The organism is Candidatus Binataceae bacterium (assembly GCA_035650475.1).
Taxonomy (GTDB): Bacteria; Desulfobacterota; Binatia; order Binatales; family Binataceae; genus JAKAVN01.
The window spans coordinates 239603-252682 of sequence record DASRHP010000012.1; the positions used below are offsets into that span (position 1 = coordinate 239603).

Consider the following 13080-nt stretch of genomic DNA (forward strand, 5'->3'; position numbering starts at 1 on the left):
ATCTTATGACTGCGGCAGAGCAGGTAGGTCTCGAAACCTCAAGGGCGAAGTGGAGCCGCATCTCCCTGTTCCGCTATTCGCCCGCCCTGGTCCTGGTCGTCATTGCCATCGCCAACTCGATGCGCGTGGCGGACCCGGATATGTGGGGCCACATCCGCTACGGCCAGGCCGTTCTTCGCCTGCGCCAGCTTGTCCTTTATGATCCGTATTCCTATTCGGTGCCCGGCCATCTCTGGCTCAGCCACGAATGGCTCACCGAGGTGATCCTGGCGGCGCTCTACAACCATTGGGGAGTGTTCGGGCTGGACCTGATGAAGCTTGCGTGCGCAGCGGTGGCGATCATCTTCGTCGCCGCGGCGCTCGCGCAAACAGGTGCGTCCACGCGCGTCCAGTTCGCAACCCTGATCGCCGCCGCGGTGCTACTCAAGCCGCAGATTCAATATCGTCCGCAGTCGTTCACCTTCGCGCTGCTCGCGGTTCTTGTCTTCTTGCTCGCGCGCGACACCTATCGGCGAAGGGGCGGGCTCTGGCTTGCGATTCCAATCATGGCGCTGTGGGCGAACCTGCATGGCGGATTCATCATGGGAATCGCGTCGCTCGGGGTGTACGGCGCAGTTTCGGGAGCGCAGGACTTCTTTGCCGGCCGCGGCGCCGCGCGGGGGATGAAGCTTGCGGCGCTGACGGCCGCCGCCACGCTTGCCACGCTGGCGACCCCGTACGGAATTGACACCTGGTACACGGTGATCCACGCCCTACGCAACCCATACACGCGGCTGGTTATCCAGGACTGGCTGCCGCTTGGGCCGGCGATGCTTGCGCACTGGGCGCACGGCGGCTTCGTCTCGAATTATGAAATCGCGGCGCTGCTGATGGCCGGCACGGTGATTTTCTGGAGCCTGACGATCGAACCCGACGACCTTGCGCTGGCCGCGGTGGCGGCCCTGATGAGCATCTCGGCCGTCCTCTCGGTTCGTAACTTGCCGATCGCCGGGATCGCGGTGGCGGCGCCGTTCGCGCGCCATCTGGAAGCGGCGCTCCGTCGTTGGCGCGGCAAAGCCGCTGAGCGCAAGGAGGCGCCCGGATGGGCCTGGTGGCTGAATCAGGGTGTGCTGGCCGCGCTTTCGGTCTTACTGTTCGTCCACAGCGGGCTGTTCACGAGCCGGCTGGAGTCGGCCAATCCGCTGCCCTTCGGCGCCTGCGCCTTCATGGACGAGCACGATCTGAAGGGCAACATCCTGAACGACTTCGCGTGGGGACAATTTCTGATCTGGCAGGAGCCGCAATCGAGAGTTTTTATCGACGGCCGCTACGACACCCTCTATCCGTTCGAGCTGATCCGTGACTATATCCGCTTCAACTTTGATCAGCCCGGCGGCGACTTCGTGTTGACGAAGTTCCCAACGCAATTCGTGCTTATCTCTCCGCGCTCGCTCTCGCGCAAGCTGATGGACGCGAGGCCTGACTGGAAGCTGATCTACCGGGACAACGTCGCGAGGCTTTATGCGCGCGCGGACTCTGCCGCCGCACGTCTGTTTGCCGCGCCGGTGCGCGGCCACGAAGCCATCGATGACCGCATCGTCATGACCGCGGACGCCGTGCGTCCGGCACCGCAGGGCTGATTCTCACCCGCGACGGTCCGCCTGGTTATCGCCGGCACGGGCGTTCTCAGCGCCCTAGTGCGCCGGGGGGCCGTCGGCGGCCTCGAACAGGCGCAGTTGATGTGGCCCGCGGTTGGCCGGGATCTCTACCGGATAGCGTCCGGTGAAGCAGGCGTCGCAAAAGCCTTCGCGCGCGCCGTTGCTGAGGAACGAGTACAGCCCGTCCCAGCTCAGATAGGCGAGCGAGTCGGCCGTGATGAAGTTGCGGATTTCTTCGACCGAATGGCTGGAGGCAAGCAGCTCCTCGCTGGTCGGGGTGTCGATCCCGTAGAAGCAGGAATGCGTGGTGGGCGGCGCCGCGATCCGCATATGCACCTCGCGTGCGCCCGCCTGCCGTAGCATCGGGATCACTTTGCGCAAGGTGGTCCCGCGCACCAGCGAGTCCTCGACCAGCACCACGCGCTTGCCGCGCAGAAGCTCGGTCACCGGGTTGAACTTGATCTTGACCCCGAAGTGGCGGATCGACTGGCGCGGCTCGATGAAGGTGCGGCCGACGTAATGGCTGCGCACCAGGCCCATCTCGAACGGCAGCCCCGACTCCTCGGCGTAACCGAGCGCGGCGGCGTTGCCCGAGTCGGGCACCGGCACCACGATGTCGGCGTCGGCGGGCGCTTCGCGGGCGAGCGCGCGCCCCTGCATCTTGCGCACCTGGTAAACGTTGCGCCCGAAGAGCAGGCTGTCGGGGCGCGCGAAATAGACATACTCGAAGATGCAGCGGCGGGTCGGCGCGACGGCGAACGGACGCGTCGAACGCACGCCGTCCTCGTCGATGATGACCATTTCGCCGGGCTCGATCTCGCGGACGTAATCGGCGCGCACCAGATCCAGCGCGCAGGTCTCGGAGGCCACGATCGTCGCGTCGTTGAGCGAACCCAGCACCAGCGGGCGGAAGCCGAAGGGGTCGCGCACGGCAACCATCTGGTGCTGCGACAGCACGAGCAGCGAGTAGGCGCCGCGCACCTGGACCAGCGCCGCCGCCACCCGCTCGGCCAGCGTCGGCGCGCGCGAGCCGGCGATCAGATGCATGATCACTTCGCTATCGGAGGAGGACTGGAAGAGCGAGCCGCCGGCTTCCAGCTGCTCGCGCAGCTGGGCGAAGTTGACCAGGTTACCGTTGTGCGCCAGTGCAAGCCCGCCGTCGGCGTACTCGACAACCAGCGGCTGGCAGTTCTTCAGCGTGGTCGAGCCGGTGGTCGAATAGCGGTTATGGCCGATCGCGGAGGTGCCTTCGAGACGACTGATCACTTCGCCGCTGAAGATGTCGGCGACCAGGCCCATCCCGCGATGCGAGATGAGGGCCTTGCCGTTGGAGGAGACGATGCCGGCGGATTCCTGCCCGCGATGCTGGAGCGCGTAGAGGCCCAGGTAGGCCAGATTGGCGGCTTCGGGGTGGCCGAAGACGCCGAAGACGCCGCACTCTTCGTGGAAGGCGTCGAGCCTGGACTCCTCGCGCGCGATCTCTACCGAGAGCTCTTCATCCATTGGCGGCCAGCCTCCGCTCGATCGCCAGCTCGTGGATCCGCTTCAAGGCGTGCACTTCTTCGTCGAGCACCGTCGCGAAATTCCGGATCACCAGCCGTGGCTTCTCGGATACCCGGCCGATCTCGGTCACGCCGATTCCTGCACCCTTGAATATCGCGCGCAGCTTCTCCACGTCGCCCATCGCGGCGGACAGCACTACGGTCGAGCAACCTTCGCCAAAAAACACCGCCGCCTCATCACCGTCCGGCATCCGGTCAATTTCCGCGCCCACGACGCCGTCGGGATTGAAGCAGCATTCCGCCAGCGCGACCGCCAGCCCGCCCTCCGCAATGTCGTGCGCCGATCTTATCAACCCGGCTTCTGCGGCGGCAACCAAGGCGTCGATAAGCGCCCGCTCGCGGGCTAGATTGAGCGGCGCCAGCACGCAGGCGTCCTCGGCGCGGCCAACGCCGAACAGGTAGGCATATTCGCTGGCAGCGAGCCTCGGCTGCGCGGTCTGCACCACGATTATCGCGTCGCCTGGAAATCTGAAGAATTGCTTTAACCGACGTGAGGCGTCCTCAAGGAGCCCCAGCATCGCGATCGTCGGCGTTGGCGGAATCGCGCGCCCTTCAGTCTCATTGTAGAAGCTAACGTTGCCGCTGACGACTGGCGTCCCGAGCGCGATTGCCGCGTCGCGGATTCCCTCGACTCCGCGGACGAACTGCCACATGATCTCGGGCCGTTCGGGATTGCCGTAATTGAGACAGTTGGTGAGTCCGATCGGTCGTGCGCCGGCGCAGGCCACGTTGCGTGCCGCCTCGACCACAGTCGCCGCCGCGCCGGCGTAGGGGTCGAGCGCGCAGGCGCGCGGGTTGGAATCGACCTTGAGCGCGAGCGCGCGCCGCGTGCTCTTGATCCGCAGCACGGCCGCGTCGCTCCCCGGCCCCACCATCGTGTTGCTCTGCACCAGCGAGTCGTATTGCCGATAGACCCATCGCTTCGAGCCCACGTTGGGGCTGTCGAGCAGGCGGCGCAGTGCCTCGGCGGGCGCGGGGGGCGTCACCGTAACCTGAACGGATGCTTTAAACTCCGATTTTGCCGGCGGTGAAGCGGGACGGTCGTACATCGGCGCCTCGTCGGCCAGCGCACCGACCGGAATATCGGCTACCAGTACGCCGCGCCAGCGCGCGCGCCAGCGCCGGTCGCCGGTTATCCTCCCGACCACCACCGCATGCAGGTCCCAGCGTGCGAAGACCTCCATCAGCTCGGCCTCGCGCCCCGCCGCGGCCACCAGCAGCATCCGCTCCTGCGACTCCGAGAGCAGGATCTCGTACGGCGTCAGGCCCGCCTCGCGCAGGGGCACGCGCTCGAGCTCTAGCTCGATCCCCACGCCGCCGCGCGCCGCCATCTCGCTCGACGACGAGGTAAGCCCGGCCGCTCCCATGTCCTGGATCGCGACGATCGCGCCGGTGCGCATGGCCTCCAGGCACGCCTCGATGAGCAGCTTCTCGGTGAACGGGTCGCCGACCTGGACCGTCGGTCGCTTGGAGTCGCTGCTGGCGTCGAACTCGGCGGAGGCGAGCAGGCTTGCGCCGTGGATCCCGTCGCGCCCGGTCGCCGAGCCGACATAGATCACGGGATTGCCGACCCCGCGCGCCCGCGCGCTCTGCAACTCGCCGCGCCGCGCAAGCCCCAGGCAGAAGGCGTTGACCAGGATATTGGCGTTGTAAGCCTTGTCGAACATCACCTCGCCGGCGACGGTCGGAACGCCGACGCAGTTGCCGTAGCCGCCGATACCGCCGACTACGCCGCCCAGAAGATAGCGCGTGCGCGGATGGTCGAGGGCGCCGAACTTCAGCGAATCCATGCTCGCCACCGGCCGCGCGCCCATCGTGAAGATGTCGCGCAGGATTCCGCCGACGCCGGTCGCCGCACCCTGGTGCGGCTCGACGAAGGAAGGATGGTTGTGGCTTTCGATCTTGAAGACGGCGACCCAACCCTCGCCTATGTCGAGCGCGCCGGCGTTCTCGCCCGGGCCGCCGACCACTCGCTCGCCCGCCCGCGGCAGCATCGCCAGATGGCGGCGCGAGGATTTGTACGAGCAATGCTCCGACCACATCACCGAGAACACGCCAAGCTCGGTGAAGGTCGGCGTGCGGCCCAGTCGCCGCTCGATCGCGCGGTACTCGTCGTCGCTGAGGCCGTGCGCGCGCGCCTGTTCGAGCCCGACGGCGGGCTCGCCGGGCAGCGCGACCGGCGTTTCGGTGCGGCCTGCTGCGCTCATAGCGGTCTCGCGGCGCTCGTCCCCACCGGGCTCATTGGACGCTCTCGACGATCGAGCGAAAAATTTTGAGTCCGTCTTCGCCGCCGAGCTCGGCCTCGACCGCATGCTCGGGATGCGGCATCAGGCCGAAGACGTTAAAGCGCTCATTGGCGACGCCGGCGATCGCGTGGATCGAGCCGTTGGGATTGGCCGCCTCGCTCTCGCGGCCCGCGGCGTCGGTATAGCGCAGGAGCACCTGTCCACGCTCTTCCATCGCGCGCAGTTCTTCGCCGGGCGCGACGTACAGCCCCTCGCCATGCTTTATCGGCAGGCACAGGACCTCGCCTTGGCGCGCGGCGCGCGTAAACGGTGTGGCCGCGTTCTCGACGCGGACGTGGACGCGCTCGCAGATGAACGAGAGCGAGCGGTTGCGGGTGAGCGCGCCGGGCAGCAGATGCGCCTCGCAAAGGATCTGGAAGCCGTTGCAGATTCCCAGCACCAGGCCGCCGTCCTCGGCGAAGCGCACGACGCTCCGCATAATCGGCGCGAAGCGCGCAAGTGCGCCGCAGCGCAGGTAGTCGCCGTAGCTGAACCCGCCGGGCAGGACCACGCAATCCACGCCGTCCAGCGAGGTGTCTTTGTGCCAGAGCGCGCGCGCCTCCTGGCCCATCACGGCGCCCAACGCCCACAGCGCGTCGGCGTCGTCAAGCGAGCCTGGAAAACGGACGACTCCCCACCTCATTTTCCCAGCATTTCCTCCGTCCTCAGCCGGCCGGCGATGCCGTCGATTTGCCTCTGGGATCCGTGCTCGGCAGCAGCGGTCACGACTCGACCTCGAAGGTGAAGTCCTCGATGAGCGGATTGGCGAGCAGTTGCTCGCACATCCGGCGCGCGGTCGCGCGCGCCTGCTCGGCGTCGGCCGCGTCGAGTTCGAGCGTGATATAGCGGCCGACGCGCACCGCGCCGACACCGCTGAAGCCGAGGCTGCGGAGCGACTGTTCGACGGCGCGCCCCTGGGGATCGAGGATCCCCTTGCGCGGCGTCACGAAGACCTTGACCAGCAACTGAGTTAACCTGCGCGCGGCGTGAGATGTTTCTGATGCAACTTCGCAAAGTTCCGGCCGTCATTCCGCGCGAAGCGAAGAACCCCGCGGCCGCACTCTTTGCGGCCGCGGCGACGGGTTTCCAGGGAAGGCGAAAAAATCACGCGGTGCAAAGATGCCGCGCCGGCTCCGCTCGCAGGCCTGCTTCGACCAGGCTGACGGACGCTGCGGCGGAGCAAATTGCTAATGGGACACCGTACCCGCCTAAAAGCCGCGTGTTGGCCCACCGTTCGGCTCAATGCGACACCCGGCGCAGCATCTCCTGGTAGGCGTCCTCGACGCCGCCGAGGTCGCGCCGAAAGCGGTCTTTGTCCAGCTTTTCGCGGGTCTTTTTGTCCCAGAAGCGACAGGTGTCGGGACAGATCTCGTCGCCCAGCAGGATCCTGCCCCGATGGCGGCCGAACTCCAGCTTGAAATCGACCAGGATGACGCCGCGCTCGTCGAGGAAGCGGCTGAGCACGTCGTTGACCTTAAGCGCCATCGTGCGAATGGTCTCGATCTCGGCCTCGGTCGCCCATCCGAAAAGCACCGCGTGTTCGGCGTAGATCAGCGGGTCGTCGAGCGCATCGGACTTGTAGTAGTACTCGACGATCGGGTGTCGTAGGACCTCGCCCTCTTCGCGTCCCAACCGCTTGGCCATCGAGCCGGCGACGATGTTGCGCACGACGGTCTCGACCGGGATTATCTGGAGCCGCCGACACAGCATCTCGCGCTCGTTTATCCGGCGCACGAAGTGGGTGGGGACGCCGTTGCGCTCGAGCAGGGTGAAGAACAACTCCGACATGGCGTTGTTGACCACGCCCTTGTCCTCGATCGTGCCGCGCTTCTTGGCATTGAAGGCGGTGGCGTCGTCTTTGAAGTAGGCGATCACCAGACCGGGGTCGGCGGTGGCGTACAGCTTCTTCGCCTTGCCCTCATAGAACATCTCGAGCTTCTGCAGCGCGTCGTCCACGATGGGGCCTCCGTTAGTGAATTATAACCATTGAACTAGCCGACGTGCGCGCCGGCCACAAACCTTGCGCGCTGCCCTTTTTTCACAGGACCACGCGCTTATACACAACAGCGCGTGTCTAGCCCTTGGATTTGTCGCCGGGGACGAAACGGTCAACCAGTTCGGACGCCAATCCAAGGTAACTTGCCGGGGTCAGCCGCTCAAGCCGCGCCCGCGCGTCGGGAGGCAGGTCGAGTCCGGCGATAAAGCGGCGCATCGTTTCGCGATCGATCGCGCGCCCGCGGGTCAGCTCCTTGAGCCGCTCGTAGGGGTCGGGCAGCCCGTGGCGGCGCATCACAGTCTGGACCGCTTCTGCCAGCACCTCCCATGCGCCATCGGCCTCCAGGTCGGCGGCAATCCGCGCTTGGTTGAGTTCGACCCGCTCCAGGCCGCGGCGCAGCGAGTCGAGCGCGATCATCAGGTGCCCGAAGGCAGTGCCGAAGGCGCGCATCGCGGTACTGTCGCTCAGATCTCGCTGCCATCGCGAGACCGGCAGCTTGGCCGCCAGATGCTGGAAGAGCGCGCTCGCGAGGCCAACGTTGCCCTCGCAGTTCTCGAAGTCGATCGGGTTGACCTTGTGCGGCATCACCGACGAGCCGACCTCGCCCTTGACCGCGCGCTGGTCGAAGTAGCCGAGGGCGATATAGCCCCACATGTCGCGGGCGAAGTCGAGCAGGATCGTGTCGATGCGCACCGCCGTGTCGAACAGCTCGGCGACGAAGTCGTGGCTTTCGATCTGGGTCGTCAGCGGGTTCCACACCAGCCCCATCGACTCGACGAACCGGCGCGAGACCTCGAGCCAGTCCACCTCCGGGCAGGCAGCGCGATGGGCGCCGAAGCTGCCGACAGCGCCGTTGAACTTGCCCAGGTACTCCTGGCGGCGGAGAAGGCGCAGCTGGCGTTCGAGCCGCGCGGCGAAGACCGCCAGCTCCTTGCCCATCGTGGTCGGCGTCGCCGGCTGGCCGTGAGTGCGCGCGATCATCGCCACGGCGCGCCATCGCCGCGCCATCGCCGCGATCGTCGCAATCGTCGCCTCCAGCGCGGGCGCCAGCTCGCGCTCGCAGAACTCCTTGAGCATCAGCGCGTAGGCGAGGTTGTTGATGTCCTCCGAGGTGCAGGCGAAATGCACCATCCCGGGCGGCACCATGAGCCCGGCGGCGGCGAAGCGTTCGTTGAGAAAATACTCGACCGCCTTGACGTCGTGGTTGGTCGTGCGCTCGAGCTCCTTGACCCGGCGTGCTCCCTCAAGCGTGAAGTCCTCGTAGAGCGCGCGCAGACGGCCTGCCGTATCGGCGTGGAGCGCAAATCCAAGCTCAGGAATCGCAGCCAGCTCGATCAGCCACTCGATCTCGACCCGCACCCGGTAACGAATCAGCGCAAACTCGCTGAAGTAGGTGCTGAGCGTGCGCGTGCGCGCGCGGTAGCGGCCGTCGATCGGCGTGACCGCGGTCAGCGCGGCGTCGCTTTCGCTTTCCTTCATGCTCATCCGCGAATCGGGCACGTCCCTCTGTGCGGAACGCGCTGCATCTATCTTCCAGTATGCCCGAAGCCGCCGTTGCCGCGCGAACTTGGTTCGAGCTCGGTGACTTCGACTATTTCGGCACGAGCGACCGGCGCGATGACGAGCTGGGCGATCCGGTCGCCGGGGCGGACGACGACTGGGGCCTCGCCGAGATTTACAAGTATCACTTTAATTTCACCCCGATAGTCGGCGTCGATCGTGCCGGGTGAATTGACCAGCGCAAGGCCCTCGGCGAGCGCCCGTCCGCTGCGCGCGCGCACCTGTCCCTCGAAGCCGGGCGGGATTTCCAGCGCGATCCCGGTCGGCACCGCCGCCCGCGCACGCGGCGCAAGGGTAAGTGGGGCGTCCAGGTCGGCAACAAGGTCCATCCCTGCGGCGTGCGCACTATGGTAGCGCGGCAGCGCGGCTGAGCCGGGCCGCAGCCGCTGGACCTTGAGTCGGAGGTTCATCGGCACGAATTTGACGCCATCACTTAAGCCGCATCCGTAGCCGAGTTGCAACGCAAGCCGCTCGAATCATTCACAGGCGCTTGCAAGGCACGGGAGACTGATGCTGCGACGGCCGCGAATTTGTCCGCAGGCGCCAGCGGCTGACCGTCGTCAGCGAATCCCGCCCAGTTGGGCCCGAAACTCCGGCCCAAATGCGCGTGCGTTGCGGTGAATCCTTACGTCGCCCCGGCGGCCGACGCGCGTTAGCGTTAAACAGATCGGCGATCCCGCCGTCGGCATGCTGCCCGACGGCGCTCGCCCCGTCGGGATCGCCGGAGTTCGCAATGGCGATTCGCTCGCGCACACGCCGCGCGGCAAGCATCGCGACCGTAGCCGCGCTGGCCGCGATCGCAATTGCCGCCGTGCTGCGCGCCGCCGGCGGTACCGCCGCCGACCATGAGTTTGGCCAGACCAACTTCGTCAACAGCGCAGCCAATTTTGCCGACGCACGCGGCCTCAATTCGCCAACGGCGGTCGCAATCGATCCGGTCGGCGGCGAGGTTTACGTCGCTGACACCGGCAACAACCGGGTGCTGGGATGGAAGGGCGTGGCCGAGTTCGCGAACAACCAGCCCGCCGATCTCGTGATCGGCCAGGCCGACTTCAGTTCCTATTACTGCAACCGGACGGCCGGCGTGCTGTGGAACAACGGTCTGGCCGCCGCGCCCGCGCAAAACACGCTGTGCACACCGCAGGGCGTCGCGGTTGACGGCGCGCGCAACCTCTACGTCGGCGACACTGGCAACAATCGGACGTTGGTATTCAGCAATCCGTTCGCGTCGCTGCCCGGACAGAACTCGAATTTCGATGCGGCAATCGTGTTCGGTCAGGGCGCCGCAGGGTCGCAATTCACAACCAACGCCGCCGCCGTCGGGGCGACCGCGCTGGCCGCACCCGAGGGCGTGGCGGTGGATGCCGCCGGCAACCTGTTCGTCGCCGACACCGGCAACAACCGTTTCGTCGAGTACTTCGATCCGCTCGGCGCGGCCAACTCCGACGGCACGGGCGACGTGACGGCCGACTTGGTCTTCGGCCAGCCCGACATGAGCGGCGCGCTTTGCAACCAAGGCGGCGGCGTCGGCGCGCAGACCGTATGCGTCGCACACGGCTTCGGGGTCGGCGTCGCGGTTGACAGCCACGGCAATCTCTACGCCGCGGATACCGGCAACGGGCGCGTGGTCGAGTATAACGGGCCGTTCGACGCCGGCGGCGGCTTCGCCGACGATCCGCCAGCTTCGCTCGTCTTCAACTCGTTCGCGGCCTTCTCGCTTGCCGGAGTAGCGGTCGATCCGCTCAACAGCCTGTATGCGGCTTCCAACGGGGTCGTCTCGCAATTCAAGGAGTTCAACAATCCGCCCACCAACACCAGCGCCAACGCGAAGATTGGCCCGCAGTTGAGCATCGCCAATTCCGCCGGGCTGAGTCAGATCCTCGGCCTTGCTGCCGACAGCGCAGGCAACCTCTACGTCGCCGACGCCGACAACCATCGCGTTTTGGAGTACTACTCGCCCGGCAACGGCGCGCCCGAACCGCCCGGCTTTGCAGGCGATGCCGTACCCGACCAGATGCTCGGACAAATCAACTTCGGCAGCACGGCAGTCAACTTCGTTGACGCGCAAGGGCTCGCGCAGCCGGCGGCGGTCGCTATCGACGCCAGCACCGGGGTCGATCCGAATCATGTTTACGTGCTCGACGTAGTGAACAACCGGGTGCTCGGATGGAAGGCGCTAAGCGAACTGGTTGCCAATCAGCCGGCCGACCTCGTCGTCGGGCAGCCGGACTTCTTCGGCTCCGGATGCAACCAGGCGCAGACCAGCGGCGGCGGCGCGCCAGGCGCACAGACGCTCTGCCTTGCGGGCACGTCGGGCGGCGCAGGCGGAATCGCAGTGGACAGTGCGGGCGACCTGTTCGTCGCCGACACGGGCAACAACCGGGTGGTCGAATTCCCGTCGCCTTTTACGACCCTTGCGACCAGCGGGCGACAGAGCGATTTCAGCGCCTCGAGCGTATTCGGACAGGCCGGCAGCTTCACCAGCGCCCTGTGCAATCTCAGCGCGAGCCCCGCTTCCCCGTCCAAGGGCGGTTTATGTGCGCCGACCGGCGTCGCGCTCGACCTCGCGGGCAATCTCTACGTCGCCGACGCCGGCAACAGCCGCGTACTTGAATTCGCGCCCGACGCAAACGGTTCGTTCGGCCCCACGCCGATGCCGACCGCGGTCATCGGCCAGGCCGGTTCTTATGTGACCCGGACCTGTGCCGACGGCGCAGTCGCCAGCCCCACGCCCCGGCCGACGCCCGGGCCGGGCAATCTGTGCGGCAACGAGAGTACGCCGAGCCTCGGTGTGGCCGCCGACCCACTGGGCAATCTCTACGTCGCCGATTCCTACAACAACCGCGTGCTCGAGTTCACCGCCGCGACGCCGGGGAACTTCGGCAGCAATCCGGCCGCAAGCCTCGTCTTCGGCCAGGGTGCCAGCGGAGCGAACTTCACCTCGAATGTCTGCGGCGCCGACGCATCGAGCCTGTGCCTGCCCTCGGGAGTTGCGATCGACGAGGCGGGCAACGTGTACATCGCCGACCTCAACAACAGCCGCGTGCTTGAATACGACCAGCCCGGAGAGCCGGCATCCAACGTCGTTGCCAATCGCGTATTCGGACAGCGCAATCTGAGCACTTCCGGATGTAACGCCGGCGAGGCCGGTGTGGCGGCAAGCGCGGCCAGCCTGTGCTTCGCTGCGAGCGCCGCCGCCGACGCGCAAGGCCATCTTTATATCGCCGACAGTGCCAACAACCGGGTGCTGGAGTACGACCAGCCACTGGCGCCGACGCCCACTCCCACCCCAACGCCGACGCCCACTCCCGACCCGACACCCACGCCGGCGCCGACGCCCAGCCCGACGCCTACGCGGGTGCCCAAGTGGCTGCACTTCGGTCCGACTCCGCTATGGTTTCCCAACACGGTCTTCGGCGTGACCGGCGCCACCAGCGTACCGCTGCATGTGTATCTGAAGGATCCTGCGACCGCACCGACCTTCCCGATTACGCTGGAGGGCACGGTCTTCGGCGGGGCCAATCCGGGCGACTTTGCGCTTGCGGGGACGGATTGTCCCGCGGTGCTGAGCCCGGGCCTTCAATGTTCACTTAGCCTCACCTTCCGGCCGGGCGCTTTGGGGCTGCGGCGCGCCAATCTCAAAGTTTTCGACAACGCGGGCAACGATCCGCAGATTTTCTACCTGCGCGGCTACGGTGTGCGCGGCAGCCTGCGACTCTCCACTACCGCTATCTACTTCGGCAAGGTCGGCAGAGGAGAGGTGAGCCAAAGCAAGGACCTTGTACTGACCAATCCAAACAAGGCCGCGTTGGATATAAGCAAGGTGACCGTGTTCACTACTTCGGCCGTGGCGCTCGATCAGTTTGCCAAGGTCGCCGACGGATGCACCGGAATACTCGACGCGGGCGCGCAGTGCACGGTTAGCGTGGCCTTCGACCCGACCCGCCTCGGTGTGCTCACCGGCGAAATCCGCATCCGCGACGACGCCCGCAACAGCCCGCAGAGCGTCTATCTGCAAGGGACCGGAATCAAATGAACAA

Annotated in this window: 9 protein-coding genes; 2 read left to right on the forward strand and 7 right to left on the reverse strand. The window is 66.4% G+C overall.

Annotation, left to right across the window (positions count from 1 at the left end; genetic code table 11):
* Positions 1–5: 5 nt before the first annotated feature.
* Entirely contained in the window at positions 6–1619 is a 1614-nt protein-coding gene (locus VFB33_12675; GenBank protein ID HZO82540.1) for a hypothetical protein, read from the forward strand.
* A 54-nt stretch (positions 1620–1673) separates the two neighbouring features.
* On the opposite strand, the gene purF is transcribed toward VFB33_12675, so the two are convergent.
* The 7 genes from purF to dut all read right to left on the reverse strand — a co-directional run bounded on the left by purF (position 1674) and on the right by dut (position 9450).
* Positions 1674–3140, reverse strand: coding sequence for an amidophosphoribosyltransferase (gene purF, locus VFB33_12680; GenBank protein ID HZO82541.1), 1467 nt, complete (start codon positions 3138–3140; stop codon positions 1674–1676).
* Entirely contained in the window at positions 3133–5406 is a 2274-nt protein-coding gene (gene purL, locus VFB33_12685) for a phosphoribosylformylglycinamidine synthase subunit PurL (GenBank protein ID HZO82542.1), read from the reverse strand. Before purL ends, purF begins: the two co-directional genes overlap by 8 nt.
* A 31-nt stretch (positions 5407–5437) precedes the next feature.
* Positions 5438–6127, reverse strand: coding sequence for a phosphoribosylformylglycinamidine synthase subunit PurQ (purQ, locus tag VFB33_12690; protein HZO82543.1), 690 nt, complete (start codon positions 6125–6127; stop codon positions 5438–5440).
* Between the two features lie 79 nt (positions 6128–6206).
* The gene (purS, locus tag VFB33_12695) at positions 6207–6449 is read right to left on the reverse strand and encodes a phosphoribosylformylglycinamidine synthase subunit PurS (protein ID HZO82544.1); all 243 of its coding nucleotides are present in this window, start codon (positions 6447–6449) and stop codon (positions 6207–6209) included.
* A gap of 274 nt (positions 6450–6723) precedes the next feature.
* Entirely contained in the window at positions 6724–7440 is a 717-nt protein-coding gene (gene purC, locus VFB33_12700) for a phosphoribosylaminoimidazolesuccinocarboxamide synthase (protein ID HZO82545.1), read from the reverse strand.
* Positions 7441–7558: 118 nt separating this feature from the next.
* Positions 7559–8959, reverse strand: coding sequence for an adenylosuccinate lyase (gene purB / locus VFB33_12705; protein ID HZO82546.1), 1401 nt, complete (start codon positions 8957–8959; stop codon positions 7559–7561).
* A 47-nt stretch (positions 8960–9006) separates the two neighbouring features.
* A complete protein-coding gene (gene dut, locus VFB33_12710; protein ID HZO82547.1) occupies positions 9007–9450 on the reverse strand; it encodes a dUTP diphosphatase in 444 nt (147 codons plus the stop codon).
* A gap of 323 nt (positions 9451–9773) precedes the next feature.
* On the opposite strand from dut, the gene VFB33_12715 reads away from it, so the two are divergent.
* Positions 9774–13076, forward strand: coding sequence for a choice-of-anchor D domain-containing protein (locus tag VFB33_12715; protein ID HZO82548.1), 3303 nt, complete (start codon positions 9774–9776; stop codon positions 13074–13076).
* Positions 13077–13080 lie beyond the last annotated feature (4 nt).

Excerpts from the sequence above, each read along its gene's own strand:
- VFB33_12675 (HZO82540.1), top strand. The coding sequence starts at position 6 with ATGACTGCGGCAGAGCAGGTAGGTCTCGAAACCTCAAGGGCGAAGTGG.
- purF (HZO82541.1), bottom strand. The coding sequence starts at position 3,140 with ATGGATGAAGAGCTCTCGGTAGAGATCGCGCGCGAGGAGTCCAGGCTC.
- purL (HZO82542.1), bottom strand. The coding sequence starts at position 5,406 with ATGAGCGCAGCAGGCCGCACCGAAACGCCGGTCGCGCTGCCCGGCGAG.
- purQ (HZO82543.1), bottom strand. The coding sequence starts at position 6,127 with ATGAGGTGGGGAGTCGTCCGTTTTCCAGGCTCGCTTGACGACGCCGAC.
- purB (HZO82546.1), bottom strand. The coding sequence starts at position 8,959 with ATGAAGGAAAGCGAAAGCGACGCCGCGCTGACCGCGGTCACGCCGATC.
- dut (HZO82547.1), bottom strand. The coding sequence starts at position 9,450 with ATGAACCTCCGACTCAAGGTCCAGCGGCTGCGGCCCGGCTCAGCCGCG.
- VFB33_12715 (HZO82548.1), top strand. The coding sequence starts at position 9,774 with ATGGCGATTCGCTCGCGCACACGCCGCGCGGCAAGCATCGCGACCGTA.